This is a genomic window from Belnapia sp. F-4-1 (assembly GCF_000802185.1).
Taxonomy (GTDB): domain Bacteria; phylum Pseudomonadota; class Alphaproteobacteria; order Acetobacterales; family Acetobacteraceae; genus Belnapia.
The window spans coordinates 2,623,762-2,649,852 of record NZ_KN676113.1 but is presented as its reverse complement, the minus strand read 5'-3'; the positions used below and the strand labels follow the sequence as shown (position 1 = coordinate 2,649,852).

Sequence of the window (26,091 nt, the reverse complement as noted above, 5' to 3'; positions counted from 1 at the left end):
AGGTGATTCCACCTGTTCGGGGTTTGCTCTAATCCCGAAGCTCGGAGGAACACGCCATGGATCAATCGCTGCCGATCGCCGACCCGCATGCCGAGATCCGCGAGGAAGTGGCGAAGCTCTGCGCCCGCTTCCCCGGCGAGTACTGGCGCCAGGTGGACCGTGACCGCGCCTATCCGACCGAATTCGTGAAGGCGCTGACCGAGGCTGGCTATCTCGGCGCGCTGATCCCCGAGGAATATGGCGGGGCCGGCCTGCCGCTGTCCGCCGCCGCGGCGATCCTCGAGGAGATCCACCGCTCCGGCGGCAATGCCGGCGCCTGCCACGCCCAGATGTACATCATGGGCACCATCCTGAAGCATGGCAGCCCGGAGCAGAAGCAGCGCTACCTGCCAGGCATCGCCTCCGGCGAGCTGCGGCTGCAGGCCTTCGGCGTGACCGAGCCGACGAGCGGGACGGACACCACCGCGCTCCGTACCTTCGCCAAGCGGGAAGGCGACAAGTACATCGTCAACGGCCAGAAGATCTGGACCAGCCGCGCCGAGCATTCCGACCTGATGCTGCTGCTGGCCCGCACCACGCCGCGGGGCGAGGTGGCGAAGAAGACCGATGGGCTGTCCACCTTCATCGTCGACATGAAGGCCGCGCTCGGCAACGGCCTCACCATCCGCCCGATCCGCACCATGATGAACCACAACACCACCGAGGTCTTCTTCGACAACATGGTGGTGCCGGCGGAGAACCTGGTCGGCATCGAAGGCAAGGGCTTCCGCTACATCCTCGACGGGATGAATGCCGAGCGGCTGCTGATCTCCTCCGAGAGCATCGGCGATGCCAAGTGGTTCATCCACAAGGCCGTCGAGTACAGCAAGGAGCGGGTGCTGTTCGGCCGGCCGATCGGGCAGAACCAGGGCGTCCAGTTCCCGATTGCCAAGGCCTACGCCCAGATGCGCGCGGCCGAGGCGCTGCTGCGCCAGGGCCTCGCCAAATTCGAGCGCGGCGAGCCCTGCGGCGAGGAGGCCAACATGGGCAAGATGCTCGCCGCCGATGCCGCCTGGGCGGCGGGCGAGGCCTGCATCCAGACCCATGGCGGCTTCGGCTTCGCCGAGGAATACGATGTCGAGCGGAAGTACCGCGAGGCGCGGCTCTACCAGGTGGCGCCGATCAGCACGAACCTCGTGCTGAGCTATGTCGGCGAGCACGTCCTCGGCATGCCGCGGAGCTACTGAGGATGGGCAGCCAGCCGCTGAAGGGCCTGCTCGTCGTCTCGATGGAGCAGGCCGTCGCCGCGCCCTATTGCGCCTCCCGCCTCGCCGATGCAGGGGCGAGGGTGATCAAGATCGAGCGGCCGGAGGGCGACTTCGCCCGGGCCTATGACGCGGCGGCCCAGGGCCTTTCCACCTATTTCGTCTGGCTGAACCGGGGGAAGGAGAGCCTCTGCCTCGACATCAAGGCGCCGGACGACAAGGCGCTGCTGGAGCGGCTGGTGGCGAGGGCCGACGTCTTCATCCAGAACCTGGCGCCCGGTGCCATGGCGCGGGCCGGCTTCGGCTCGGCGGCGCTGCGCGAGCGGCATCCGCGGCTCATCACCGTCGACATCTCCGGCTACGGGGAAGAGGGCGAATACGCGAAGATGAAGGCCTATGACCTGCTGGTGCAGGCCGAATCGGGCCTTGCCAGCATCACCGGCCGGGCCGAGGGGCCGGGGCGCGTCGGCGTCTCGGCCTGCGACATCGCCTGCGGGATGCATGCCCATGCAGCGGTGCTGGAGGCGCTGATCGAGCGCGGCATCACCGGTCGGGGCAAGGGCATCGCCGTCAGCCTTTTCGACGGCATGGCGGACTGGATGACGGTGCCGCTGCTGCAATACGAGGGGACGGGGCGGAACCCGCCGCGGATCGGCCTCGCCCATCCCTCGATCTGCCCCTATGGCGCCTTCGAGACGGCGGGCGGGGTACCGGTGCTCATCTCCATCCAGAACGAGCGGGAATGGGCCAATTTCTGCACCCATTTCCTGGAGGAGCCGGAACTGCCCCAGCGCGAGGGCTTCCGCAGCAACAACGAGCGGGTGGCGCACCGGCCAATGGTGGATGCCTATATCGCCCGGACCTTCGCCACGCTCGACCGCGCCGCCTGCGCGGAGAAGCTGCAGCGGGCCAACATCGCCTTCGGCTTCGTCAACGACTGCGAGGGTCTCAGGACCCATCCGGCCTTCCGCCGGATCACGGTGGAGACCGAGGCGGGGCCGATCGGCATCGGCGCCCCCCCGGCCCGGCTGTCGGACGGGGCGCGGAGCCTCGGCCCGGTACCCTCGCTCGGCCAGCACAGCGCGGCCATCCGGTCGGAATTCGCCGCATGAGGAGCCATGCGGCCATTGCGATGCTGCACTGCAAAAAAGCGCTTGCATCGGGGCCGCGCCGGACCTAGATTGTGCATCGCAGCAACACGGCGTTGCCGGGTTGTTGTCTTTCTTGGACGTTTCCTCCCTAAACTCGGCGGTGGCGCAAGCCACCGCCCTTTTTTTGTCCGCGGCCCGACAGGGTCAGCCGAGGAAGCGCCAATCCGTCGCGGCGAGGCCGGCGATCAGACGGGTAATATCGGCCTGGAGCGCCGCCATGCGCGGCAGGCGCTCGATCCGCGCCTCATCCATGTAGAGCGGCCGGGCTACCTCGATCTGCAGGGCATGCACGCCCTCCCGCGGTCGGCCGTAATGCCGGGTGACATAGCCGCCGGCATAGGGGTCGTTCCGCCGCACCCGGTAGCCCATCCCGGCCAGCGCCTCCTCCACCAGCCGGGTCGCGCGCGGGGCGCAGGCGGTGCCATGGGCATCGCCAAGGACGAAATCGGGCGGGTTCGCCGCCTGGGCCGGGTGCGTCGGCATGGAATGGCAGTCGATCAGCAGGCAGGTGCCGAACTCGGCCCGCGTTTCGGCGATCAGCGCTGCCAGCGCCGCGTGGTAGGGCTGCCAGTAGCGGCGGATACGGTCCTCCGCCTCGCAGAAGGAAAGCTGGCGGCGATAGACCGCCTCTCCCGTTGCCACCACGCGGGCGATGGTGCCGAGGCCGGCGCCGACGCGCGGCGAGGCGGTATTCACCCAAGGGGGCAGCGGGCCGTCGAACATGCCCGGGTCGAGCTCCCAGGGCTCGCGGTTCACGTCGCAGAAGACGCGGGGAAAGGTCGCGGCCAACAGGGGCATGCCCTCGGCCGGGGCGGCGCCGAAAAGCTCGTCGACGAAGCCGTCTTCCGACTTGCGGAGCGCCACCGGGTCGAGCCGTGCGGCGGCGACAAAATCCGCCGGATAGGCCCGGCCGGAATGCGGCGAGGCGAAGATGACCGGGACGCGATGCGTGGCGGGGCGGATCAGGCCGTAGGGCTGCGGCTCATCCTGGAGCGGCGGCCCGGCATCCGGGGTCAGGGGAAGGTCCATCGGGCCCGATCAAGCCATAGCTGCGGAGAAGTGTCATCATCGGCCGCAGGATGGCTTGCCGTGACGGCAACGCCACGCTAGATAGCCGCACCGCAGGCATGGGCGCATAGCTCAGCGGTAGAGCACTACCTTGACACGGTAGGGGTCACAGGTTCAATCCCTGTTGCGCCCACCATGCCTTTTCCCTTTTGTAGATCAATAGGTTGGATGGGGCGGCGCCGCAGCACCGCCCCGCCCCGTCATGGCTTCTCGTTGGAGAAGACGACCGTGCCGCTGGCGCTGAACATGCCGCCGACGCCATGGCAGACGGAGATCTTCGCATTCGGCACCTGGGCCGGCGCCGTGCCGCGCATCTGCCGGATGCTCTCCTGCAGGGCGAACATGCCGTACATGCCGGTATGGGTGTAGGACAGGCCGCCGCCATTGGTGTTGAGCGGCAGCTTGCCCCCCGGCCGGGTGTTGCCCTCGCGGATGAAGCCCGCCGCCTCGCCCGGCTTGCAGAAGCCGAGGTCCTCGAGCCCGTAGAGCGGCAGATGGGCGAAGGCGTCGTAGATCATCATGTGATCCACGGCCGAGCGGTCGATGCCGGCTGCCTCGATCGCCGTCGGCCCAGCCACCCGGAAGGCGGAGGAGGAGGTGAAGTCCTTCATCTGCGAGACCATGTTGGTCTCGACCGATTCGCCGGTGCCGAGGATGTAGACCGGCTTGGTCGGGAAGTCCTTCGCCCGGTCCGCGCTGGTCAGGATCAGCGCGCCGCCGCCATCCGTCACCAGGCAGCACTGCAAGATGCGGAAGGGATAGGCGATCATCCGGCTGTTCAGCACGTCATCGACCGTGATCGGGTCGCGGAACATGGCGCGCGGGTTCTTGCCGGCCCATTCCCGCTGCACCACGGCGACCATCGCCAGGTCCTCGTGGCTGACGCCGCGCTCCTTCATGTAGCGCAGCACGGGGATGGGGAAGAGCGTCGGCGGGCCAAAGGGGCCGTAGGGCACCTCGAACTGGCCGTTCAGGCTCTCCGGCTCCGGCGGGCGGGGCGTGGCGTTGATGCGGGACTTGCCGCTCTCGCCATGGGTGATGAGGATGGTCTTGGCATAGCCGGCATGGATGGCCGCGGCCGCATGCCGCACATGCAGCATGAAGGAACAGCCCCCGACCCCGGTGCCGTCCACCCATTTCGGCGTGATGCCGAGGTAGTGCGCGATCTGCTGCGGCATCATCGGGCCGACGCAGGCGACGCCGTCGATGTCCGAGGGCTTCAGCCCCGTCTCCTCCATCGCGTTCAGCGCGGCGTCGGCATGCAGCATGATCTGCGACATGCCCGGCACGGCGCCGATCTTGGTCGATTCGGCCGCGCCGACGACGGCGATTTCTCCCGGACGGATCATCACTTGCTCTCCTTCGCGGGGCGGAAGAGGGGCAGCGTGACCTCCTCGTCGAGCGGGGTGAAGGCGACCTCCATCGGCATGTCGAGCTGGAGCGCCTCCGGCGTCTGCTCGCAATCCACGATGTTGGTCATCAGCCGCGGTCCTTCCTCGAGTTCCACCACCGCGATCGCGTAGGGCGGGGTGAAGCCGGGGACGGGGCGGTGGTGGATGACGTAGCTGTGGAGCTTGGCGCGGCCCGAGGCCTCGAAGACCTCGACATTGCGCGTGCCCGTATAGGGGCTGAAGGGCCGCGGCGGGAAATAAGCGCGGCCGGTGTCGCCGCAGCGCTGCAGCAGGAGCTTGCCCTGCTTGCAGCCATCCCAGAAATGCTGGGTTTCCGGTGTTGGTTTCGGCTTCGGCCGACCCGGTGCGAGCATGCGCCATTCCTCCCTTTCGATGGTGGCGCGGCACCCTGCCACGCTACAGGGCGGTCGCCCAGGCCTCCGGGATCAGGGCATGGCCCGTCCCATGCCGGACGAGGTGCAGCAGGCCCGGGAAGTGCATATGCATCCCCGCCGCCGCCAGACCCTCGGCCGCCACCATGTCGAAGACGCGGCGCCGCGTCGCCTCGGCCTGCACGGGGTCCACATCGAAGGCCATGGTGACCTCCGGCCGCGGCACCTGGATCTCGGGCACATGGATGATGTCGCCCCAGATCAGCAGGCTCTCGCCGCCCGAGGCCAGCAGGTAGCCGCTATGCCCCGGGGTGTGGCCGGGGAAGGGCATGGCGGTGACGCCGGGGAAGACCTCGCCGCCGTTGAACAGCTTCAGCCGGTCCCGGTAGGGGGCCGACTGGTCGCGGCAGGCCTGGAAGTTGCGCTCGCGGCTGGCCTCGTCCGCCCGCGCCATGGCCGCGTCGTCGTGCCAGAAGCGGTGCTCCGCCTCGTGCATCGCCAGCTCCGCCCGGGGGAAGAGCGGCAGCCCGTTCGCCGAGAGCCCGTTCGAATGGTCGGGATGCATATGGGTGAGGAAGACCGTGTCGATCTCGCCCGGATCCACCCCCGCCGCAGCCAGGTTGCGGAACAGCTTGCCCGCGCTCGCCGCCATCGCCGTGCCGCACCCGGTATCGACCAGCGCCGTCCGCCCGCCGGAGCGGATGAGGAAGGTGTTCACCGCCGTCCGCCGTGGCACCGGGCGGAAGGCCTCGCGCAGCATCCGCGCGGCCTCCTCCGGCGCGATATTCTGGATGACGGCCATGGAGCCATCCAGATGCCCGTCGCCGATGGCGGTGAGGGTGATGTCGCCGACCCGGCGGTGATAGATGGCCGGGACCTGCTCGCTCGGTTGCATGGCCTGCGTTCCTCCTTTGACTTGAGGCGCAGGCTATCGCCGCTGCCGGGCCGGCGCTATGCTCGGCGGATCCCCTCCAGGAACTCGCCGGCGCGGGCGCGGAGCGTGCCGGCATGGCCGCCCAGCCCATCCGCCGCGCCGAGCAGGCTGGCCGAGGCTTCGCCCGTCTCCTGCGCCGCGCGCTGCACGTCCTGGATGCGCCGGGCCACGGCCGCCGTGCCGGACGCCACCTGGCCGGCGCTGCGGGCAATTTCCTGCGTCGCGCTGCCCTGTTCCTCCACAGCCGCCGCGATCGCCGCCGTCACCTCGTTGATGCGCTCGATGGTGCCGCCAATGGAGCGCAGCGCCGTGACCGCCTTCTCCGTCGCCGCCTGGATGCCGCCGACCTGGCTGGCGATCTCTTCCGTCGCCTTCGCCGTCTGGCCGGCAAGCTGCTTCACCTCGCTTGCCACCACGGCGAAGCCCTTGCCGGCCTCGCCCGCCCGCGCCGCCTCGATAGTGGCGTTCAGCGCCAGCAGGTTGGTTTGGCCGGCGATGTCGCCGATCAGCCGCACCACATCGCCGATGCGCTGCGCCGCCTGGGCAAGGCCCTGCACCGTTTCGTCCGTCGCCCGAGCCTCGGCCGCGGCGTCGCGCGCGACGGCGGCGCCATCGGCCACCTGGCGGCTGATCTCGGCGACGCTCGCCGCCAGCTCCTCCGCGCTGGCGGCCACGGATTGCACGTCGGCACCGGCCTGCTGCCCGGCCTCGGCCACCGCATCCGCCTCCCGCCCGCTGGTTTCGGAAGCGCCGGTGAGCGCCTGGGCTGCCTCCTGCATCTGCGCCGCCGCAGCCGAGACCGCCTCGACCACGCCGCCGATCTCAGCCTCGAACCGGTCGGCGAGCCTTGCCTGCGCCGTCACCAGCGACCACACCAGCATGGTATTGACGTACTGGCCCTCGGCATCGCGGATCGCGCTGACGCTGAGATCGAGCACCTCATCGCCCAGCTGGATGCGCGCCTTGTGCGGCAGGCGGCTCGGGTCGCTGAGGACGGCACGCTGGTGCTGCGGGTTGCGGTGCAGGATGTCGATGCTTTGGCCGGGCATCTCCTCCACCGGGCAGGGCAACCACTTGCCGATGCGGCCGAACAGCACATGGGTCGCCGGGTTCATGTAGCCCATGCGGAAGTCGTCCCGCGGGTCGGCGGTCATCACCGCGATCGGCAGCTGTTCCAGCATCTGCTGCTGGGCGAAGGCGCGCTGCACCGTGCCGCGCAGCCCCTCCAGCGCATTGGCAATGCCGCCGATCTCGTCGTGCCGCCCACGGTCCGGCACCTCGACCGCCGCATCGCCCGCGGCGATGGCGCGCACCGCCCCGGCCAGCCGCCGCAGCGGGGCACCGATGACCCGTGCGCTGGCCCAGCCGGAGAGGGCGAGCAGCAGCGCCACCGCCGAGCCGATCCAGAGCGCGTTGCGCTCCACCCGGACCGATGCCGCCACGCTGGCATCGCTCAGCTTCGCGGCTTCCGCGGCGAGTTGGCGCTCGGCGGCGGCCATGTGCGACTCCAGCGCGTCGCGGATGGGGTTGCCGCGCTGGGTGCGGAGGGCGGCGATGGATTCCGCCAGCCGCACCACCTCGACCGAGGACCGGCTGGCCGCCTGCGCCAGTTCCGCCAGGCGCGCCAGAGGCACGCGGGCATTGCCTTCGGGCACGAGGGCGGCAAGCGCCCGCTGATGCACCCCGAGCTGGGCCGCAGCCCGGCGGACGCGCCGGGCCTGGGTCTCGTCCTCGGTCGCCAGGAAGCGCTGGATGCCGAGACGGACCTCGTTCACTGCCCCATGCAGGGTACCGAGGCGCTGGCGGGCTTCCTCCCGCAGTTCGGCGGGAACGTCGAAATCGACCATCGAGGCGGCGGCCTCGTAGGCCTGGTCGTAATCCGCGCTGGCGCGGGCCAGGGGGCCGTCGCGCTCGGCGATCATCTGCTGCCGCTGCGCGGCCTGCTCGGCCGCGATTGCCCGATACTCCCCGAGCGCCGAGACCGCTTCCGCCAGCCTGTCCCGGGCGGCAGCGGAGGCGCTGGCGGCATCCAGCTCCTGCCGGGCAAGCCGCGCCTGCTCCTCCACCTGGGCGAGTTCCGCGGCGAGGCTGTCCGGCCTCTGGGCGGTCATCAGGCCCCGGGCGGCGGTGCCGATGCGGGCGACATGCACCGCCGCCTGCTGCGCCGACCGGGCCGCGGCGATGGCGGCGCGTTCCGCCACCCCTTGCTCATGGGCGAGGCCAAGATCCCGGCGCATCAGCCCGACCATGCCGACCAGCAGCAGGACGGCGAGGATCGCGCTGGCGGCGAATTTGCGGCCGACCGAAAGGTCACGGAACAGGCGCATCAGGGTATCTCCTTATGCGCGGAGCATGCTCCCCAAGGTTTAAGAAGCGACAAACGCCCCACTCGACAGGCCCGCCGCCCGGCGGCACCTTCCGCCCTCGCCGCGACGAAGGATGCGCCCCCGATGCTGTTCGATTTCGAGACGCTCGCCCCGCAGGACTGCTACAAGCTGATCGTCTCCTCCGTGGTGCCCCGGCCGATCGCCTGGGTCGTCACCCAGGATGCGGCCGGGGTGACCAATGCGGCGCCCTACTCCTTCTTCAACGCCTTCTCCTCCAACCCCGTGGTGGTCGGCATCGGCTGCGGGCCGAAGGCGCCGGGTGCGCTGAAGGACACCTGCGCCAACATCAAGGCGACCGGCGAATTCGTCGTCTGCCTCGTGCCGGAGCAGGCGGTGCACGAGATGAACGCGACGGCGGTGGACTTCCCGGCCGGGGTGGATGAGATCGCCGAGGCGGGCCTCACCCGCATCGCCTCCGCCAAGGTGAAGCCGCCGCGCATCGCCGAAAGCCCGGTGGCGCTGGAATGCGTCACCTACCAGCTGGTCCCGGCCGGGGAGCACACCATCGTGCTCGGCCGCGTCGTCGCCGTGCACATCCAGGACGACTGCGTGCTCGACCCGGCGAAGTTCTACGTCGACACGCCGAAGCTGAACCTGCTCGGCCGGATGCATGGCCGCGGCTGGTACGCCCGCACCACGGACCGGATCGAGGTGCCGCGCCTCACCGTCGCCGAATGGGAGGCGAAGAAGGCCGCCGAGTAGGCGCCGATGGGCCGCGCTCCGCTCTGGGCGCTGCTCGCCCTGCCGCTCGCTGCCCTGGTTGCCGCGCCGCTGCTGGCCGTGCTGGCCGCGGCGGCGGGGCCGCTGGGCGCGGCCTCGCGGTATATCGCCGGCACCACCCTGCCGGAGATGCTGGGCAACTCCGCCCTGCTGGCGCTCGGCGTCGCGGCGATCACCGCCCTGGCCGGGACGGTCACGGCCTGGCTCGTCACCGCCTGCCGCTTCCCCGGGCGCCGGGTGCTGGACGTGGCGCTGCTGCTGCCGATGGCGATGCCCGCCTATGTCTGCGGCTATGCCTATACCTGGCTGCTCGATGTTGCCGGGCCGGTGCAGACGGCGTTCCGCGACGCGACCGGGCTGCGCTGGGGGCAGTACTGGTTCCCCGAGATCCGCAGCCTGTCCGGCGCGGCGCTGATGCTCGGGCTGGTGCTCTACCCCTATGTCTATCTGCTCTGCCGCAGCGCCTTCGCGCAGCAGAGCCTCGGGCTGGTCGAGGCGGCGCGGACGCTCGGCCAGTCGCTGACAGGCTGCTTCTTCCGCCTTGCCCTGCCCATGGCGCGGCCGGCCATCGCCGGGGGCGTGGCGCTGGCGCTGATGGAGACGCTGGCGGATTTCGGCACGGTGCAGCATTTCGGCATCCGCACCTTCACCACAGGCGTCTACGAGGCCTGGTTCAGCCTGGGCGACCGGGGCGCGGCCAGCCAGCTCGCTGCCTGCCTGATGGGGCTGGCGGCCATGCTGCTGGTCTTCGAGCGGCTAAGCCGCGGCGGCCGGCGCTTCCACGCGACGACGGCACGCGAGGCGCCGTTGCGGCCGGTGCCGCTGCGGGGCTGGCGGGCGGCTGCGGCCTGCCTCGCCTGTGCCTTGCCGGTGGCGCTCGGCTTCCTGGTGCCGGCGGGAACGCTGCTGGCGCTGCTGCTGCAGGTCGGCGACCCGCTGGCGCCCGAACGCTTCCTGCCCTTCGCCCGCAACAGCGTGACGCTGGCAGGCCTCGCGGGGCTGCTGGCCGTCCTGCTGGCGGCGCTGCTCGGCTGGGCGGCCCGGCTGCATCCGCGGCCGGCGCAGCGGGCGGCGCTCCGCGTCGCGGGGCTCGGCTATGCGCTGCCAGGCTCGGTGATCGCGGTCGGCACGCTGGTGCCGCTCGGCCTGTTCGACAATGCGCTCGATGGCTGGATGCGGGCGCACTTCGGCCTCTCGACCGGGCTGCTGCTCTCGGGCGGCATCGCGGCGCTGGTCTTCGCCTATCTGGTGCGCTTCCTGGCCGTCGCGCTCTCGGCGGTGGAGGCCGGGCTGGCGCGGCTGCGGCCGAGCCTCCGCGAGGCGGCGCGCAGCCTTGGCGCCGGGCCGGCCGCCTCGGTGCTGCGGGTGGAATTGCCGCTCGCCCGCGGCAGCCTGCTCACCGCGGGCCTCCTCGTCTTCGTCGATACGATGAAGGAGTTGCCGGCGACGCTCATCATCCGCCCCTTCGACTTCGACACGCTGGCCGTCCGTGTCCACAACCTCGCCGCCGATGAGCGGCTGGCGGAAGCCAGCACCTCGGCCCTGCTGATCGTTGCGGCGGGGCTGCTGCCGGTCCTGGCACTTACCAGGGCCTCGCGCCCTCGCTGAGGGACGTTGCGGTCCTCGCTGGCGAGAAATGTTGACGTAGCAGTCGCCAGCATGGTTTCCATCCTCAACCGAAGCGCTCCGGCAGCGGCTGGCCATCAATAAATCTAAAATTCCCCGCCGCCTTGCGCCCGATTACACGTTGAAGTTGTACCTAGCTCCTGGACTCGCGCATGTCGCGATGCGCGGTTGTCTTGTCACGATCGGTGGTTCGACCCAGATGCCTAACCTGGCTGCATTCTTCGATACCGACTCGCTGGCACCACACGGCGTCTGCCTGCTGTGGCGGCCGGAGCTGCTCTGGTTGCACATCGTCTCGGATACGCTGATCGGCCTCGCCTACTGGTCCATCCCGGTGGTGCTCCTGGTTATCGCGCTGCGCCGGCGGGACCTTGTCTTCCCCTGGGCCTTCGAGCTGTTCGCGCTCTTCATCCTGGCCTGCGGGGCGACGCATTTCCTGTCGATCTGGACCCTCTGGTACCCGGATTACGGCCTCCAGGGTGCGATGAAGGCGGTGACGGCGGCGGTTTCGGTGGCCACGGCCATTGCGCTCTGGCCGCTGCTGCCGCGGGTGCTGGCCCTGCCCTCCGCCAGGGAACTGGCCGATGCCAATGCGGCCCTGTCGCGCGAGATCGCCGAGCGGCGCGAGGCCGAGAGCCGGGCGCGGCAGAGCGAGGCACGGCTCGGCGGCTTCTTCGAGCACATGTCGGATGCGCTTTTCGTGGTCCGGATGGAGCGGGGCGGCTTCGTCTTCGAGACGGTGAACCCGAGCTTCTGCCGCCTCTTCGATCGGGCGCGCGAGGCCGTGGAGGGCAGCGGCCCGGCGGCACTGCTCGAGGCCGCGCCGGCCGCCGAGCTGGACCAGGCCTTCCAGGCCTGCCTCGCCAGCGGCACGCCGCGCGACTGGGAGAGCGCCGTGGCCGGCCCCGAGGGCATGCGGCACTGGCATACCGTGCTGGCCCCGTTGCCGGTGCTCGACGGCCAGCCGCGCCGCCTGCTCGGCAGCCTGCGCGACGTGACCGAGCTGCGCCGGCTCCAGGCCGACCTGGTGGAAGCGGCGCGGCGGGCCACCATCGGCGCCATGTGCGCCGGCGTCGCGCATGAGATGAGCCAGCCGGTCAACATCATCAGCCTCTGGGCCGATCGCGCCCGCACGGCGCTCGAGTCCGCCACCCTGCCGCGGCGGGCGATCGAGGTGATCCTCGGCCAGACCCGCCGCCTCGGCACCCTGCTGGAGCGCATGCGGGAGCTGGCCCGCGACGCTCCGGGCGCGGCCGAGACCTTCGACGCCGCCGACGCCGCCGCCGCCGCGGTGGAGGTCGCCCGCCGCTCCTGGGCGCTCGACCGCATCGAGATCACGATCGATGCGCCGGAGCCGGCCCCGGTGCTCGGCCGCCCGTCGCAATTCGAGCAGGCGCTGCTGCACCTGCTGGAGAACGCGCGCGATGCGGTGCTGCGCCGCCGGCGGCAGGAGCCGGATGCGGCGGCGCAGATCCATGTCACCCTGCGCAGCGGGCCGCAGCAGGGGCAGCTCACGCTCGCGGTGCAGGATACCGGCGGCGGGGTCCCGGCCGCGCTTGGCCCGCGCATCCTGGAGCCCTTCGTCACCAGCAAGGATCCGGGCGAGGGCACCGGGCTCGGCCTGCCCATCGCGGCCGGCATCCTGCGCGGCATGGGTGGCCGTCTCGGCTGGCTCAACCGCGGGGCGGGGGCGGTGTTCCAGGTCGCCCTGCCGCTGGCCCAGGACCGGCCTGCATGAGCCCTGCGCCGCTCCGCGTGCTGATGGCCGAGGACGAGCAGCTCGCCGCCGAGGTGCTCGAGGAAGGGCTGCTCGATGCCGGCTTCGAGGTGCTGGCCGCACCGGACGGCGAGGCGGCGCTGGAGATCGCCCTTACCGGCACGCGCTTCGACGTGCTGCTGACCGACCTCCGCATGCCGCGGCTCGACGGGCGGGAGCTGATCGCCCGGCTGCGCGCCGGGCGGCCCGAGCTGCCGGTGGTGGTGATGACCGGCTACCCGCCTAATGGCGGCAAGACCGATTTGCACGACGGTTCCGCCCCGCTCGAATTGCTGACCAAGCCGATCGAGCTGAAGCGGCTGGTGGATGCCATCCGTCAGGTTGCGAAGCGCGACTGACCTTTCGTTTTCGTTGCAATGGCTTGCCTGGCGGGCCCTGCGGCCAATCTCCCTGCGGCAGCAGCAGGGGAGATCGGCGTGGCGGGATCGAAGGGGACGCGGCCGGGCAGGGCCCTGGCGCTGGCGCTGCTTGCCCTGCTGCCGGGCTGCGGCGCGCTGGCGCCGCGGCCGGCCGGGATCGACCAGCGCTTGGCCGCCCTGCCGCGGGATGGGCTCGGCCTGGCGGGCCCCGTCACCATTCGCTGGAACGAGCACCTCGTGCCCTGGATCGAGGCCGGGTCGGATGGCGACCTCGCCTATGCGCTGGGCCTGGTGCACGGCCATCTGCGCGGCGGGCAGATCGCCCTGCTGCGGATGGTGGCGCGCGGACGGCTGTCGGAAATGGCGGGGCCGCTGGCACGGGACTACGACCACGCGATCCGCATCCTCGGCTTTGACCGCGCGGCGCCGGAGATCGAGCGGCGCTGGCCCCCAGAGACACGGGCCTTCATGACGGCCTTCCTCGCCGGCTTGAACAAGGCCGCGCTGGAGGGGCCGCGGCCACCGGAATTTGGCCTGCTCGGGCTGCGGCGCGAGGCTTTCACCACCACCGACCTGCTGGCGATCGGCCGGCTGGCGGGGACGGATGTGAACTGGTTCTCCTACTTCTCCCTGCTGGCCGAGCGGGGGAAGCCGGGCTTCGCGGCGGCCTGGCGGCGGACGCTGGAGGCGGGGGCCAACCTCACCCCGCCCTCGCCGCGCGAGGCCAACCTGCCGGGGCTGCTGGCCGGCCTTTCCCGCGCGGGCAGCAATGCGGTGGCGGTTGCGCCCTCGCACAGCGCCTCGGGTGCGGCGATGCTGGCCTCGGACCCGCATCTCGGCCTGTCGCTGCCCAATCTCTGGCTGCTGGTCGGGATGCGCTCGCCCTCCTTCCATGCGGTGGGGATGATGGTGCCGGGGGTGCCGATCATCGGCCTCGGCCGCAACCCGGACTTGGCCTGGGGCGGGACCAATCTGCGCGCCGCCTCTTCCGACCTGTTCGACGTCTCGCGTCTGCCGCCGGAAGCCTTTGCCGAAAGCGAGACGACGATCCGCCAGCGCTTCTGGTTCGGCACGACGCGGCGGGTGCGGCTGTCGCCGCTCGGGCCGGTGCTGACCGATGCGCGCGTGGTGCCGGGCCAGCCGGGCGAGACGCTCGCGCTGCGCTGGGCGGGACAGGAGCCGGCGGATGAGATCACCAGCCTGCTGCGCGCCGCCCGCGCCCGGAGCGGCGCCGAGTTCCGCGCGAGCTTCGACAGCTTCGCCGTCTCGCCGCAGAACTTCCTTTATGCCGACAGGGCCGGGACCATCGGGCGGTTGACGGCGGCCATCCTGCCGGCACGGCGCGGCTTCCCCGCCGATGGCCCGGTGCTCGACGGGACCGATCCGGCGACCACCGGCCCCTGGACGCACCTGCTGCATGCCGGGGACCTGCCGGCGCTCGAGAACCCGCCGGAGGGCGTGCTTGCCTCGGCCAACGAGAATCCGAGCCTTTGGGCGAAGGACCCGCCGCCGCTCGGCTATTTCTTCAGCGACGGCGACCGCGTGGCCCGGCTGAGGGCGCTGCTGCTGGCCCGCCCGAAGCTGCGGCCGGAGGACCTCGCCGCCTTGCAGCGCGACACCCTGGCACCGAAGGCCGCGGTGCTGGCGGCCGGACTGATGGCGCGGTTCGATGCGCTGCCGGGCGGGGCACCGGACTTCCTCGGCCCGTTGCGCGGCTGGGATGGCGACTATGCCGCTGGCAGCCGCGCCGCGCTGGTCTTCGAGCTGCTGCTCGCCCGGCTGCTGCCCGGCCTGCTGCCGGAGGGCAGCAACGGGCGCGGGCCGGAGACGGGGTGGAATTTCGTCACTACCTTCCTGCTGCGCGACCTCGACGCCCTGCCGGAGCCGCGCCGCACCGCGCTGCTGCGCCAGGCGGCGGCGGAGGCGGCGCCGCTCGCCGCGCGGTGGCGGGTCTGGGGCGATGTCCACCAGCTCCGCGCGGCGCATTGGCTGGTGAACCTGCCGGTGCTCGGCCGCAGCTTCGTGCTGGGGGAGATGCCGGTCGGCGGCTCGCGCGAAACGCCGATGAAGACCGGGCATGGCTTGGTCAACGGCCCGCACGAGGTGAGCTTCGGCTCCATGGCGCGCTATGTTTCGGACCTCGTCGACCTCGACTCCAATTGGTTCACCCTGTTCGGCGGGCAGGATGGCTGGCTCGGCAGCGCCGCCTTCGCCGACCAGATCCCGCTCTGGCGCGAGGGGCGCAGCATCCGCCTGCCGCTGCGGCCGGAGACGGTCGCCGCCGAATTCCCACGCGTGACGGTGCTGCGGCCGTGAAGGTGCCCTTCGATGGGACGCCGCTGCTGCGGGCGACCTCGGCGCTGCGCATTGCGCGGGTGCAGCGGATGGACCCGGTCGCCATTCAGGAACGCCTGCTCGCGCGCCTGCTGCGCCGGGCGGCGGGGACGCGGTTCGGCCGGGCGCATGGCTTCGCCGGTATCCGCGGCGTGGCGGAATACCAGGCGCGGGTGCCGCTCCGCCGCTACGAGGAGTTCTGGCGCGACTGGTGGCAGGCCGCCTATCCGGTGCTGGTCGACGTCACCTGGCCGGGGCGGGTGCCCTATTTCGCGCTGTCCTCCGGCACCACCTCGGGGACGACGAAATACATCCCCGTCACCGCGCCGATGATGCGCGGCAACCGGCGGGCGGCGCTCGACGTGCTGGCCTGGCACCTGCACCATCACCCGCGGAGCGCGATCTTCGGCGGGCCGTCCTTCATGCTCGGCGGCTCGACGGCGCTGGAACGGGTGGCCGCCGACGTGCGGCAGGGCGACCTTTCCGGCATCGCCGCGGCGGAGGTGCCGGCCTTGCTGCGCGGCTGGAGCTTCCCGCCGGCGGAGATCGCGCTGCTCCCCGACTGGGACCGCAAGCTGGCGGCGCTGGCCGAGGCGACGCCGGCGGCGGCGATCCGCGTCCTGTCCGGCACGCCGAGCTGGCTGCTGGTGCTGCTGCAGCGCCTCGCGGAGCGGCACGGAACCCCGCCGCTGCCGGGGCTGGAGCTGCTGGTCCATGGCGGCGTCGCCTGGGCGCCCTATCGCGACCGGCTGCGGCCCTTCCTCCCCACTGGCTGCGCGACGCGGGAGGTCTATCCGGCGAGCGAAGGTTTCGTTGCACTGGCTGACCGCGGCGACGGCGAGGGCATGCGGCTCACCCTCGATGCTGGTGTGTTCTGGGAATTCGTCCCCTTGGAGGAGTTGGATGCGCCGAGCCCGACGCGGCATTGGGTGGCGACCGTCGAGACGGGCATCGACTATGCCGTCGTCGTCACCTCCTGCGCCGGGCTCTGGTCCTATGTGCTCGGAGACACGGTGCGCTTCGTCGAGCGCGCGCCGCCGAGGCTGCTGGTCACCGGGCGGACCTCCTACAGCCTCTCGGCCTTCGGCGAGCATCTGAGCGGCGAGGAGATCGAGGCCGCGGTGCTCGGTGCCGCCCGGGCGCTTGGCATCACGGTGGCCGACTACACGGTGGGGCCGGTCTTCCTCGGTGCTCAGGGTACGCATCGCTGGCTGGTGGAGCCGGAGGCGGCGGCCGCGCCTGAGCTGGCGGGGAGGCTCGCCGGCGCGGTGGATGCGGCGCTGATCGCGGCGAACGAGGACTATGCCGCGCATCGCCAGGGCGGGCAGATGACGGCGCCGGAGGTGGTGGTGCTGCCGCCCGGCGCCTTCGCCGGCTGGATGCGGGCGCAGGGGAAGCTCGGCGGGCAGCACAAGGTGCCGAGGGTGCTGGCGGACCCGGAGCGGTTCGCCGCGGCCGAGGCAGGATTGCGCAGGGGCTAGAGCAAACTCCGATCGGATGGAATCATCCGATCGGAGTAATTTGCTCGCCAAAACAATAGGCTAGAGCGGGTTCCGTAAGCCAGTGCGAACGGAAACCGCTCTAGCAGCTTGTCGGATTCCCATCTGGCCTGAAATGGGCGAATCTGGCGGGCATGACAGGGTTCATTCCGTTCAGCCGCGAGCAGGCCTTTCTGCTGCCGCCGGATGCCAAGGACTGGTTGCCGGCGGACGACGTGGCGCACTTCGTAGTGGCGGCGGTGGACCGGGTGCCGCTCGGCGCCTTTGCGGTGCGGCCGATCCCGGGCGGCAAGGCGCAGTATCACCCGCGCCTGCTGCTGGCGCTGCTGATCTACTGCTATGCGAACGGCATCTTCTCCTCGCGGCGGATCGAGCGGGCGACCCACCGCGACATTGGGGTGCGCTACGTGGCGGCGAACCTGCACCCCGACCACGACACCATTGCCGCCTTCCGCCGGGCCAACCGCGCTGCCTTCGAGGCGGCCTTCCTGCAGGTGCTGCTGCTGGCGCGCGAGAGCGGCCTGCTGCGGCTCGGGACGGTTTCGATCGACGGCACCAAGCTCGACGCCAACGCCTCCAAGATCCGCTCGGTGCGGTATGACCGCGCCAAGGCGCTGCGCGTCAGGCTCGCTGCCGACATCACCGACCTGACCAACCGCGCCGAGGCGGCCGACGCTGAGGCCCAGCCCGACCCGCAGGCGCTGCCCGCTGAGATCGCCAGGCGCGAGGCGCTCAAGGCCAAGCTCGATGCCGCCTGCGCCCGGCTGGAGGCCGAGGCCCGTGCCGAAGCCGAGGCCGCCCGACCCGAGTATGACGCCAAGCGCGCCGCCTACGAGGCCAAGACGGGCCGGCGGGGCCGCCCGCCCAAGCCGCCCAAGGACGATCCGCCGCCCGAGCGGCAGTCCAACCTCACCGACCCCGACAGCGCGCTGATGCGCCGCTCCGACGCCCATGAGTACCGCCAGGCCTACAACGCCCAGGCTGTGGTCTGCGCCGAGGGCTCGCAGCTGATCCTCGCCACCGGCGTCGTCGCCACCTCGGCCGATGCGCCGAGCTTTGCCGCAACCATCCTCGGCATGGAGGGCGGCATCGGCCTGCCACAGACCGTCCTCGCCGACACCGGCTTCGCCTCAGGCGAGGCAGTTGCCGCCCTCGAGGCGCACGGGATCGAGCCGCTGGTCGCCATCGGCCGGACCCAGCCGCACCGCGCCTACGACTTCCGGCCGCCACCCCAGCCCAGGACGCCACGCCGCATCACCGAGCCCTGGCGCCTCGCCATGGTGGCCAAGCTCGAAACCCCTAATGCCAAAGCCCGCTACGCCCGTCGCAAGCAGACCGTCGAGCCCGTCTTCGGCACCATCAAGTCAGCCCTCGGCTTCACCCGCTTCCACCTCCGCGGCCTCGCCAAGGTCACCAGCGAGTGGACCCTCGTCGCCCTCGCCTACAACTGCCGCAGGCTCCACAACCTGCGGCTCGCAGCCTGATCGCGCCTCAACCCTCGGCCTGACACCAAGTGCAAATCCGACAGGCTGCTAGGGCAGCTCCCCCGCCCTGCCCTTCCGCGTCAGCAACTCGAGCAGCAGCGCATCGCGCTGGCGGATCAGCTCCGCCTGGTCGCGCCCGGCAAGTTCGGCCGTGACGCCCTCGGCCACCCGCGCGCCGAGCGCCAGATCGACCGAGACCCGGCCGAGATCGCGCCACATCCCCTCCGTTGCCTGCCAGAGCGGCTTCTCGAACAGCGCGCCGATGCCGCCCGGCCCACCGGAGAGATGCAGGCTGAGGAACGGCCCGAGCAGCGCCCAGCGCAGCCCCGGGCCATGCGCGATGGCGGCGTCGATATCCGCCACGCTGGCGACGCCGGCCTGCACGAGGTGGAAGGCCTCCTGCCACAGCGCCGCCTGCAAGCGGTTGGCGACATGGCCGCGCACCTCCCGCCGCAGATGGATCGGATGCTTGCCCAGCGCTCGGTAGAAGCCAAGCGCCCGATCCACCACCGCGGCCGAGGTTGCGGTGCCGCCGGCAACCTCGACCAGCGGGATCAGGTGCGGCGGGTTGAAGGGATGGCCGAGCACCACCCGCTCCGGATGGCGCGGGCAGGCGTCCTGGAATTCGCTGACGGTGATGGTGGAAGCGCTGGTGGCGAGGATGGCGGCGGGCGGCGCCGCGGCATCGAGGGCGGCGAAGAGAGCCCGCTTCACGTCGAGCCGCTCCGGCCCGTTCTCCTGCACGAAATCGGCCGCCTCCACCGCCCTGTCCGGCGTGGCGCAGAAGCGCAGCCGCCCGGGCGAGGCGCCGGGGGCGAGGCCCATCGCCTCCATGGCGGGCCATTGCGCGGCGATGGCCGCACGGAGCGCCGCCTCGGCGCCGGGTGCCGGATCGCTGGCGGTGACGTCGAGGCCGCGGGCGAGGAAGCAGGTGGCCCAGCTCGCCCCGATCACGCCGGTGCCGATGACGGCGACGCGCCGGACGTGCGCCTCGCTCACGCCGGGGGTCCTGCCACCTTGGCGCCGCGCTTCGCGGTGAACTCCTCGAGCCGCGCCGCCGCCTCCGGCCCGGTCTGGGCGAGGGCGGCCATCATGCTCTCGACGAAGAGCCCGTCCTCCTCGCTCATGTCCTGGATGCGGGGCAGGGCCTGGAGCACGCCGAGCACGGTGAGCGGCGCCATCTCGACGACCCTGGCGGCGAGCTCCGCCGCCTTCGCCGGCGCCTCGCCTGCCCCGACGAGGTACTGCGCGAGGCCGAAGCGCTCCGCCTCGGCGGCCGAGAGCACCCGCCCGGTCAGCATCATGTCCATCATCCGCGCCGCGCCGAGCAGGCGGGCGACATGCACCGAGGCGCCGCCGCCGACATAGATGCCACGGCTGCCCTCCGGCAGGGCGAAGAAGGCGGTACCATCGGCGACGCGCAAGTGGCAGGCGGCGGCGAGCTCCAATCCGCCGCCAACCGTGGCCCCGTGCAGCGCGGAGATGGCCGGTATCGGCCCGCGGCGGATCAGCGAGAAGGCGGCATGCCAGGCGCGGGAATGGTGGAACACCTCCGGCGCCTCGCGCGCCCGGTGCTCGGCGAGGTCGAGCCCGGCGCAGAAGCAGGGACCATGGCCGAAGAGCACCATCGCCCGCGCCTCGCCCTGGGCGCGACGGACCGCGGCCTCGATGGCCCGGAGCAGCGCGTCGTTGATGGCATTGCGCTTCTGCGGGCGGTTCAGCCCGATCCAGGCGGTGCGGTCGCGGAGTTCATAGGTGATGTCGGTCATGCGGCCCCGCCTCCCGCCGCGGGCTTGCAGTGATTATTAAGCTGCATAATAATCCCCTCAAGAGGGGAAAGCGTCTCAGCGATGCAGGAGCTTCCGCAGCAGCGTCACGAATTGGCTGCGCTCGGCCGGGGTGAGGCCGGCGGCGAATTGCGCATCCGTCTCCCGATGAGTGCGGTCCATCTCGCGCCAGGCGCGGCTGCCAGCCGCGGTCGGATGCAGCAGGCTGGCCCGCAGCTCCGCCTGGTCGGCCTCGCGCCGCACCAGCCCGGCCGCCACCAGCCCGTTCACCAGCACCGCGACATTGGAGGGCTTCACCCGCAGTTCCTCGGCGATGGCGCCCGGGCGGATGCCGGGATTGGCGACGATCAGCGCGAAGACCGAGAAGCCCGCCGGCGTCACCCCGAGCTCGGCGAAATTGCGGTGGAATTCGTCGAAGGCCCGGAGCTGGGCGAGGCGGACGAGGAAGGCCGGGCTTTCCGCCAGGGGCGAGGCGATTGCATTCTCCCGAGGCGGGGCGACCTCGGGCTCGGGGGCGGGCTTCGGCATGATTCCGGTCTATCGTGGACGCCCCGCCGCCGGAAGCCCGGCGGGTTGGAGGAGGCATGATGCGCACACAGGTGGGGATCGTCGGCGCCGGGCCCGCAGGGCTGCTGCTCGCGCTCATGCTGGAGCGGCAGGGCATCGCCTCGGTCATCATCGAGTCGCGCGACCGGGCAGCGATCGAGGCGACGATCCGCGCCGGCATCCTCGAGCAGTCGACCGTGGACCTGATGGCGGAGCTCGGCGTCGCCGACCGGCTGCGGCGGGAGGGCGTGGTGCATCACGGCACCATCCTGCGCTTCGGCGGGCAGAATCACCGGATCGACTTCGAGGGGCTCACCGGCCGCGTCGCCACGCTCTACCCGCAGCACGAGGTGCTGAAGGACCTGATCGCCGCCCGCCTCGCCCAGGGCGGCAAGATCCTGTTCAGCGCCAAGGTCACGGAGGTGGCCGATGTCACGACCGACCGGCCGGTGCTGCGCTTCACCGATGCCGAAGGGCAGGCGCGCGAGTTGCAGTGCGACATGGTGGTGGGGGCGGACGGCTCCTATGGCGCCTGCCGGCCGGCCATCCCCGCGGACCGGCGGCGCGACTATCTCCGAATCTATCCCTTCGGCTGGTTCGGCATCCTCTGCGAGGCGCCGCCCTCCTCCGAGGAGCTGGTCTATGCGCGGCACGAGCGCGGCTTCGCCCTCATCAGCAGCCGCACGCCGGAGGTGCAGCGCATGTACTTCCAGTGCGACCCGAACGACAGCGTCGAGAACTGGTCGGAGGACCGGATCTGGGCGGAGCTGCAGGCGCGTGTGGCGGGGGAGGATGGCTTCCGGCTGAAGGAGGGCCGCATCTTCCAGAAGAACATCGTGCCGATGCGCAGCTTCGTCTGCGAGCCGATGCAATATGGCCGGCTCTTCCTCGCCGGCGACGCGGCGCATGCGGTGCCGCCCACGGGCGCGAAGGGGCTCAACCTCGCCGCCAGCGATGTCTGGCACCTCGACCGCGCGCTCGGCGCCCACTTCGCCGGCGAGGGCATGGCGAAGCTGGAGGCCTATACCGCAACGGCGCTGCGGCGGGTCTGGCGGGCGCAGCATTTCTCCTGGTGGATGACCTCCATGCTGCACCGCTTCGAGGGCGCCAGCGAATTCGACGAGCGGCGGCAGCTGGCGGAGCTGGAGCTCGTCACCGGCTCCCACGCCGCGGCGACGGCGCTGGCCGAGACCTATGTCGGCATGCCCTTTGCCTGAACCGCCGGGGTGACAGGCCGCGGCCGATGCGGCATAGCGGCGGCATGGCCCGGCGCCCGCCCCTGCTGACGGCGATGCTGGCCCTGCTGCTGATGCTGCAGTGGGGCCAGGCCTTCGCGCATTGCCTGGCGGCGCTCGGGGCAGCCGGGGGGATCGAGATCTGCACCGCGGAGGGCATCCGCGTCCTGCACCTCGATGCCGACGGGCAGCCGGCCGATCCGCCCCAGGCGATGCATGACAGCTGCCCGGTCTGCCCCGGCGGCGTGGCCCCGGCCTCGCCCGGGCCGCAGTTGCCGGCGCTGCGCATCGCCTATGCGCCGGCGCCCTATGCCAACCGGGAGGGCATGCCGCCCACCCCGGCCCGCGCCCCGCCGCAGCAGCCGAGAGCCCCGCCCGCCGCCTGACGCCAGCACGCCCGCCGTCGCTTTCGTCAGGAGTCTCCCATCATGCATCCGCTTTCGCGCGCCACGCGGCGCGCCTTGCTGCTTGCCGGCATCGCCGGCCCGGCCTTCGGCCAGACCACCCTCCCCGACCTCGTCGTCACCGGCCAGGCGCCGGGCTCCCTCACTGCCCCCTCCGTCGCCGAGCAGCGGGAGGCGCTGGAGCAGACGCCTGCCGCCGTGCGCTTCGTGGACGGAAAGGACTTCGCCAACCGCTATGCCTTCACCCTGCGCGACATGCTGGCGGATACGCCCGGCGTCCTCGTCCAAAGCCGCTACGGGCAGGAGCTGCGGCTCTCCATCCGCGGCTCCGGCATCGCGCGGGGATTCCACCTGCGCGGCGTCGAGGTGCTGCAGGACGGCGTGCCGGTCAACTTCGCCGATGGCAGCGGCGACTTCTACCAGATCGACCCGAGCGCGGTGCGCTCGGCGGCGGTCTATCCCGGCGGCAACGCGCTGGCCTTCGGCAGCTCGACCCTCGGCGGCGCGATCAATTTCGTCACGCCCACCGCGCGCACGGCGGTGGAGGCGAACAGCCTGCGCGTCGAGGGCGGGACCTACGGCACCTGGCGGCTCTCCGGCCAAACCTCGGCGGTCTTCGGCGACTGGGACGCGCTGGCGGCGGGCAGCATCGCCCATTCCGACGGGTGGCGGCAGCACAGCCGCAGCCAGTACGAGCAGTTCAACGCCAATCTCGGCTACCGCATCAATGACCGGGTGGAGACGCGCTTCTACGCCGGCGCCTATATCGTCCGGCAGCAGCTGCCCGGCTCCCTCACCCTTGCCGATGCGCTGAACCGGCCGCAGGTCGCCAGCCCCGCGGCCATCAGCGGCAACCAGGCGCGCAATGTCTGGGCCGAGCGCTTCGCCAACCGCACCAGCATCCGCCTCGATGCCGGGCAGGTGGATGTCGACAGCTGGATCACCCACAAGCAGCTCTACCACCCGATCTTCCAGGTGATCGACCAGGACGGGCTGACCTGGGGCATCGCTCCGCGCTGGACGCAGCGCTACGAGCTGGCCGGGCTGCGGGGCGAGCTGGTGCTCGGCGGGCGCTACTTCGCCGGCACCAACGATGCGCTGCAATACGTCAACATCCGCGGCTCGCGCGGGACGCTGACGGCGAACGGCGTGCAGCGGGCGCAGAACTACGAGGCCTTCGCCGAGAACCGCCTCTGGGTGCTGCCAACCGTTGCCCTCGTCACCGGCGCCAAGATACTGCGCAACGAGCGGGACTACGAGAACCGGCTGACCGGCCAGCGCTTCGGCCGCGTCTATGAGGGGCTGAACCCGAGGATCGGGGTGCTCTGGCAGCCGCGGCCGGCAGTGCAGGTCTTCGCCAACCTCACACGCAGCCAGGACGTGCCGGACTTCTCCGACCAGCTTCAGACGGTGAACAACCGGCCCTTCTGGGTGCCGCTGCAGGCACAGCGCGCCTGGACGGTGGAGCTTGGCACCCGCGGCCGCTACAAGGGCTATGGCTGGGACCTGACGCTGTTCCGCTCCAACATCCGCGGCCAGCTGCTGCAATTCACCGTCGATCCGAGCATCCCGACGAGCACCTTCAATGCCGGCAACACGGTGAACCAGGGCGTCGAATTCGCCGCCTATGCGAACCTCGCCCGCGGCGTGGCGATGACGGGCGACCGGGTGACGCTGCGCCAGGTCTGGACCTGGAACGACTTCCGCTTCCGCGGCGACCGGCAATATGGCGACAACCGCATCGCCGGCCTGCCGCCGCATGTGCTGCGGACGACATTGACCTACGCGGCGCCGGAGGAGCGCGGCTTCGTTTCCCCGGTGCTCGACTGGGTGCCGCAGGGTGCCTGGGCGGACTATGCCAACACGCTGCGGGCGAACCAATACTTCCGGATCGGGCTCGAGGCGGGGCTGCGGGTCGCGCCCAACCTTTCGCTCTTCCTCGACGCGCGGAACCTCACCAACAAGCGCTATGTCAGCGACCTCGGCACCCTCCAGAACGCCAGCGCCGCGGGAACGAACACCGCCGTCTTCTATCCGGGCGAAGGGCGGAGCCTCTACCTGGGCGCGCGGATGAGCTTCTAGCCCGTCAGTCCAGCACCAGCTCCCGGTATCCGCCGGCGGCCACCTCGTCGCACCAGGCGCGGTAGGCCGGGGCGCTGCCGGCATAGCGGGCGATGGTGCGGGTCTGCTTGCCCTCGACGTTGCGGTTGACGCCCGTCATCCAGGAATCGACCTGGAAGGTGAGCAGCCCCTCGGCACAGGATATCACGTGGTCGGTCCAGGCCTGCGCCGCTTCCGGCCGGGCCTCGGCCCGGGTCAGCCCGTGCTCCTGCATGTGGCGCAGCAGGGCGCTGACCCACTCGACATTGTACTCGATGCTGCGCGGGATGTTGCCGAGCGCGGTATGCGGGCCGAGCAGCATCAGCATGTTGGGGAAGCTTTCCACCATCATGCCCATGAAGGTCCGCGCCCCGCCGGCCCAGGCCTCCTTCAGCCGGCGCCCGTCCTGGCCGCGGATGTCGATGCGGTCAAAGGCGCCGGTGAGTGCATCGAAGCCGGTGGCGTAGACGATGATGTCGAACTCGTACTCCGCCGCGCTGGTCCTGATGCCCGTCGGCGTGACCCGCTCGATGGGCGTCGCCGTGCTGTCGACCAGGGTGACGTTGTCCTGGTTGTAGACCTCGTAGTACTGCGTCTCCAGCGGCAGGCGGCGGGTGCCGAAGCCGTGGTTCTTCGGGATCAGCATTTCCGCCACCTTCGGGTCCTTCACCCGCTGGCGGATCTTGCGCGCCACGAAGTCCGAGATCTCGCGGTTGGCCGCCGGGTCGGTCAGCATGTCGCGGAAATTGCCGACCCAGATGCCGAAGCCGGGCGAGGCGTAGAGCTCCTCGTAGAAGGCCTCGCGTTCCTCGGGCGTGACCTCGAAGGTGCCGCGCGGGTCGGCGGTGTGGAGGAAGCAGGAGAAGGTCTCCTGGCAGCGGCGGAAGATCTCCGGGTAGCTCTCCTTGATGCGCCGCTGCTCCTCCTCGGTGATCGGCCGGTTGTGCAGCGGCGCGCACCAGTTGGGCGTCCGCTGGAAGATGGTGAGCTGCGCCGCGGTCTTTGCCACCTCCTGGATGGTCTGCACGCCCGTCGCGCCCGTGCCGATCACCGCCACCCGCTTGCCAGCGAAATCAACCGGCTCCTTCGGCCAGCGCGCCGTGTGCCAGGACTGGCCCTGGAAGCTGTCGATGCCCTCGATCCGCGGCAGGGTCGGCGTCGAGAGCACGCCGATGGCGGTGATGAGGAAGCGCGAGCGGTGCCGGCTGCCGTCCTCCAGCGTGATGGTCCAGCCGCGCGCCGCATCGTCGTAGAATGCGCTGGCGACGCGGGCCTCGAACTGAATGTCGCGGCGCAGGTCGTATTTGTCGGCGACGCGGTTCAGGTAGCGCAGCGTCTCCGGTTGCGGGGCGAAATGCTCCGACCAGTTCCACTCCTGTAGCAATTCCTCGTCGAAGGAATAGCCGTAGGAGTAGCTCTCGGAATCGAAGCGGGCGCCGGGATAGCGGTTCCAGTACCAGGTGCCGCCGACGCCCGTCCCGGCCTCGAAGACCTTCGCTCGCAGGCCGAGCCGGCGCAGGCGGATGAGCTGGTACATGCCCGACATGCCGGCGCCGATGACGATGGCGTCGTAGTCGAAGCCGGCGGAGGTCGCTGGTGCCGGGCCTGCCTCAGTGAGCGTCGTGTCGGACATCGTTTCCTCCTGATGAAGCA

Annotated in this window: 21 protein-coding genes and 1 tRNA gene; 13 read left to right on the top strand and 9 right to left on the bottom strand. The window is 71.1% G+C overall.

The window, feature by feature from the left end:
• Positions 1–56: 56 nt before the first annotated feature.
• Both LH62_RS12525 and LH62_RS12520 read left to right on the top strand, forming a co-directional pair.
• The gene (locus LH62_RS12525) at positions 57–1,226 is read left to right on the top strand and encodes an acyl-CoA dehydrogenase family protein (protein WP_043361688.1); all 1,170 of its coding nucleotides are present in this window, start codon (positions 57–59) and stop codon (positions 1,224–1,226) included.
• Between the two features lie 2 nt (positions 1,227–1,228).
• The gene (locus LH62_RS12520; RefSeq protein WP_043361686.1) at positions 1,229–2,356 is read left to right on the top strand and encodes a CaiB/BaiF CoA-transferase family protein; all 1,128 of its coding nucleotides are present in this window, start codon (positions 1,229–1,231) and stop codon (positions 2,354–2,356) included.
• 183 nt (positions 2,357–2,539) lie between these two features.
• Here LH62_RS12520 and LH62_RS12515 read toward each other — a convergent pair whose 3' ends face one another.
• On the bottom strand, positions 2,540–3,424 hold the full coding sequence (locus LH62_RS12515; RefSeq protein WP_043361685.1) for an N-formylglutamate amidohydrolase: 885 nt from the start codon (positions 3,422–3,424) through the stop codon (positions 2,540–2,542).
• A 100-nt stretch (positions 3,425–3,524) separates the two neighbouring features.
• Between LH62_RS12515 and LH62_RS12510 the strand changes: the two genes are divergently transcribed.
• Positions 3,525–3,599 (top strand) — tRNA-Val (locus tag LH62_RS12510).
• Positions 3,600–3,663: 64 nt separating this feature from the next.
• Here LH62_RS12510 and LH62_RS12505 read toward each other — a convergent pair.
• From LH62_RS12505 to LH62_RS31505, 4 genes are read right to left on the bottom strand one after another with little or no spacing between them, the layout of a single operon-like run.
• The gene (locus LH62_RS12505) at positions 3,664–4,812 is read right to left on the bottom strand and encodes a thiolase C-terminal domain-containing protein (RefSeq protein ID WP_201445487.1); all 1,149 of its coding nucleotides are present in this window, start codon (positions 4,810–4,812) and stop codon (positions 3,664–3,666) included.
• Positions 4,812–5,228: a Zn-ribbon domain-containing OB-fold protein gene (locus tag LH62_RS12500; RefSeq protein WP_043361683.1), complete on the bottom strand. Its 417-nt coding sequence runs from the start codon at positions 5,226–5,228 to the stop codon at positions 4,812–4,814. The genes LH62_RS12505 and LH62_RS12500 overlap by 1 nt, the downstream gene beginning before the upstream one ends.
• Positions 5,229–5,271: 43 nt before the next feature.
• Positions 5,272–6,141, bottom strand: a complete 870-nt coding sequence (locus LH62_RS12495; RefSeq protein ID WP_052214340.1) for an MBL fold metallo-hydrolase — start codon at positions 6,139–6,141, stop codon at positions 5,272–5,274.
• A 56-nt stretch (positions 6,142–6,197) separates the two neighbouring features.
• Complete coding sequence (locus LH62_RS31505) at positions 6,198–8,507, bottom strand: methyl-accepting chemotaxis protein (RefSeq protein ID WP_043361680.1); 2,310 nt, start codon at positions 8,505–8,507, stop codon at positions 6,198–6,200.
• Positions 8,508–8,630: 123 nt separating this feature from the next.
• On the opposite strand from LH62_RS31505, the gene LH62_RS12485 reads away from it, so the two are divergent.
• The 7 genes from LH62_RS12485 to LH62_RS12455 all read left to right on the top strand — a co-directional run bounded on the left by LH62_RS12485 (position 8,631) and on the right by LH62_RS12455 (position 18,366).
• Positions 8,631–9,269 carry a flavin reductase family protein gene (locus LH62_RS12485; protein WP_043361678.1) on the top strand — a complete coding sequence of 213 codons (639 nt, stop codon included), beginning with the start codon at positions 8,631–8,633 and terminating at the stop codon, positions 9,267–9,269.
• A gap of 6 nt (positions 9,270–9,275) precedes the next feature.
• Positions 9,276–10,895 (top strand): iron ABC transporter permease, encoded by a 1,620-nt coding sequence (locus LH62_RS12480; protein WP_043361676.1) that lies wholly within the window; start codon positions 9,276–9,278, stop codon positions 10,893–10,895.
• 217 nt (positions 10,896–11,112) lie between these two features.
• Complete coding sequence (locus tag LH62_RS12475) at positions 11,113–12,651, top strand: sensor histidine kinase (RefSeq protein ID WP_043365708.1); 1,539 nt, start codon at positions 11,113–11,115, stop codon at positions 12,649–12,651.
• Positions 12,648–13,028: a response regulator gene (locus LH62_RS12470; protein WP_043361674.1), complete on the top strand. Its 381-nt coding sequence runs from the start codon at positions 12,648–12,650 to the stop codon at positions 13,026–13,028. The genes LH62_RS12475 and LH62_RS12470 overlap by 4 nt, the downstream gene beginning before the upstream one ends.
• Before the next feature lie 78 nt (positions 13,029–13,106).
• Positions 13,107–15,365: a penicillin acylase family protein gene (locus LH62_RS12465; RefSeq protein WP_201445486.1), complete on the top strand. Its 2,259-nt coding sequence runs from the start codon at positions 13,107–13,109 to the stop codon at positions 15,363–15,365.
• Positions 15,362–16,864, top strand: coding sequence for a GH3 auxin-responsive promoter family protein (locus LH62_RS12460; RefSeq protein ID WP_201445485.1), 1,503 nt, complete (start codon positions 15,362–15,364; stop codon positions 16,862–16,864). Before LH62_RS12465 ends, LH62_RS12460 begins: the two co-directional genes overlap by 4 nt.
• A gap of 152 nt (positions 16,865–17,016) precedes the next feature.
• Positions 17,017–18,366 (top strand): IS1182 family transposase, encoded by a 1,350-nt coding sequence (locus LH62_RS12455; protein ID WP_043359747.1) that lies wholly within the window; start codon positions 17,017–17,019, stop codon positions 18,364–18,366.
• A 48-nt stretch (positions 18,367–18,414) separates the two neighbouring features.
• Here the strand turns inward: LH62_RS12455 and LH62_RS12450 are convergent, their stop codons facing one another.
• The 3 genes from LH62_RS12450 to LH62_RS28340 all read right to left on the bottom strand — a co-directional run bounded on the left by LH62_RS12450 (position 18,415) and on the right by LH62_RS28340 (position 20,681).
• Positions 18,415–19,365: a 3-hydroxyacyl-CoA dehydrogenase NAD-binding domain-containing protein gene (locus tag LH62_RS12450; protein WP_043361672.1), complete on the bottom strand. Its 951-nt coding sequence runs from the start codon at positions 19,363–19,365 to the stop codon at positions 18,415–18,417.
• Entirely contained in the window at positions 19,362–20,135 is a 774-nt protein-coding gene (locus LH62_RS12445) for a crotonase/enoyl-CoA hydratase family protein (RefSeq protein WP_043361669.1), read from the bottom strand. Before LH62_RS12445 ends, LH62_RS12450 begins: the two co-directional genes overlap by 4 nt.
• A 75-nt stretch (positions 20,136–20,210) precedes the next feature.
• Entirely contained in the window at positions 20,211–20,681 is a 471-nt protein-coding gene (locus tag LH62_RS28340) for a MarR family winged helix-turn-helix transcriptional regulator (protein ID WP_052214337.1), read from the bottom strand.
• 56 nt (positions 20,682–20,737) lie between these two features.
• Here LH62_RS28340 and LH62_RS12435 point away from each other — a divergent pair, with 56 nt between their 5' ends.
• From LH62_RS12435 to LH62_RS12425, 3 genes are read left to right on the top strand one after another with little or no spacing between them, the layout of a single operon-like run.
• Positions 20,738–21,916: a 4-hydroxybenzoate 3-monooxygenase gene (locus LH62_RS12435; RefSeq protein WP_369796762.1), complete on the top strand. Its 1,179-nt coding sequence runs from the start codon at positions 20,738–20,740 to the stop codon at positions 21,914–21,916.
• 26 nt (positions 21,917–21,942) lie between these two features.
• Entirely contained in the window at positions 21,943–22,320 is a 378-nt protein-coding gene (locus LH62_RS12430; RefSeq protein ID WP_201445484.1) for a DUF2946 family protein, read from the top strand.
• A gap of 42 nt (positions 22,321–22,362) precedes the next feature.
• A complete protein-coding gene (locus LH62_RS12425; protein WP_043361665.1) occupies positions 22,363–24,420 on the top strand; it encodes a TonB-dependent receptor domain-containing protein in 2,058 nt (685 codons plus the stop codon).
• 4 nt (positions 24,421–24,424) lie between these two features.
• Here the strand turns inward: LH62_RS12425 and LH62_RS12420 are convergent, their stop codons facing one another.
• A complete protein-coding gene (locus LH62_RS12420; RefSeq protein ID WP_043361658.1) occupies positions 24,425–26,071 on the bottom strand; it encodes an NAD(P)/FAD-dependent oxidoreductase in 1,647 nt (548 codons plus the stop codon).
• Between the last annotated feature and the right edge of the window lie 20 nt (positions 26,072–26,091).

Coding starts and splice junctions, on each gene's coding strand:
- LH62_RS12470 (WP_043361674.1), top strand. CDS start 12,648: ATGAGCCCTGCGCCGCTCCGCGTGCTGATGGCCGAGGACGAGCAGCTC.
- LH62_RS12525 (WP_043361688.1), top strand. CDS start 57: ATGGATCAATCGCTGCCGATCGCCGACCCGCATGCCGAGATCCGCGAG.
- LH62_RS12475 (WP_043365708.1), top strand. CDS start 11,113: ATGCCTAACCTGGCTGCATTCTTCGATACCGACTCGCTGGCACCACAC.
- LH62_RS12445 (WP_043361669.1), bottom strand. CDS start 20,135: ATGACCGACATCACCTATGAACTCCGCGACCGCACCGCCTGGATCGGG.
- LH62_RS12495 (WP_052214340.1), bottom strand. CDS start 6,141: ATGCAACCGAGCGAGCAGGTCCCGGCCATCTATCACCGCCGGGTCGGC.
- LH62_RS12520 (WP_043361686.1), top strand. CDS start 1,229: ATGGGCAGCCAGCCGCTGAAGGGCCTGCTCGTCGTCTCGATGGAGCAG.
- LH62_RS12480 (WP_043361676.1), top strand. CDS start 9,276: ATGGGCCGCGCTCCGCTCTGGGCGCTGCTCGCCCTGCCGCTCGCTGCC.
- LH62_RS12505 (WP_201445487.1), bottom strand. CDS start 4,812: ATGATCCGTCCGGGAGAAATCGCCGTCGTCGGCGCGGCCGAATCGACC.
- LH62_RS12485 (WP_043361678.1), top strand. CDS start 8,631: ATGCTGTTCGATTTCGAGACGCTCGCCCCGCAGGACTGCTACAAGCTG.
- LH62_RS12455 (WP_043359747.1), top strand. CDS start 17,017: ATGACAGGGTTCATTCCGTTCAGCCGCGAGCAGGCCTTTCTGCTGCCG.
- LH62_RS31505 (WP_043361680.1), bottom strand. CDS start 8,507: ATGCGCCTGTTCCGTGACCTTTCGGTCGGCCGCAAATTCGCCGCCAGC.
- LH62_RS12500 (WP_043361683.1), bottom strand. CDS start 5,228: ATGCTCGCACCGGGTCGGCCGAAGCCGAAACCAACACCGGAAACCCAG.
- LH62_RS12515 (WP_043361685.1), bottom strand. CDS start 3,424: ATGGACCTTCCCCTGACCCCGGATGCCGGGCCGCCGCTCCAGGATGAG.
- LH62_RS12420 (WP_043361658.1), bottom strand. CDS start 26,071: ATGTCCGACACGACGCTCACTGAGGCAGGCCCGGCACCAGCGACCTCC.
- LH62_RS12425 (WP_043361665.1), top strand. CDS start 22,363: ATGCATCCGCTTTCGCGCGCCACGCGGCGCGCCTTGCTGCTTGCCGGC.
- LH62_RS12435 (WP_369796762.1), top strand. CDS start 20,738: ATGATGCGCACACAGGTGGGGATCGTCGGCGCCGGGCCCGCAGGGCTG.
- LH62_RS28340 (WP_052214337.1), bottom strand. CDS start 20,681: ATGCCGAAGCCCGCCCCCGAGCCCGAGGTCGCCCCGCCTCGGGAGAAT.
- LH62_RS12430 (WP_201445484.1), top strand. CDS start 21,943: ATGCGGCATAGCGGCGGCATGGCCCGGCGCCCGCCCCTGCTGACGGCG.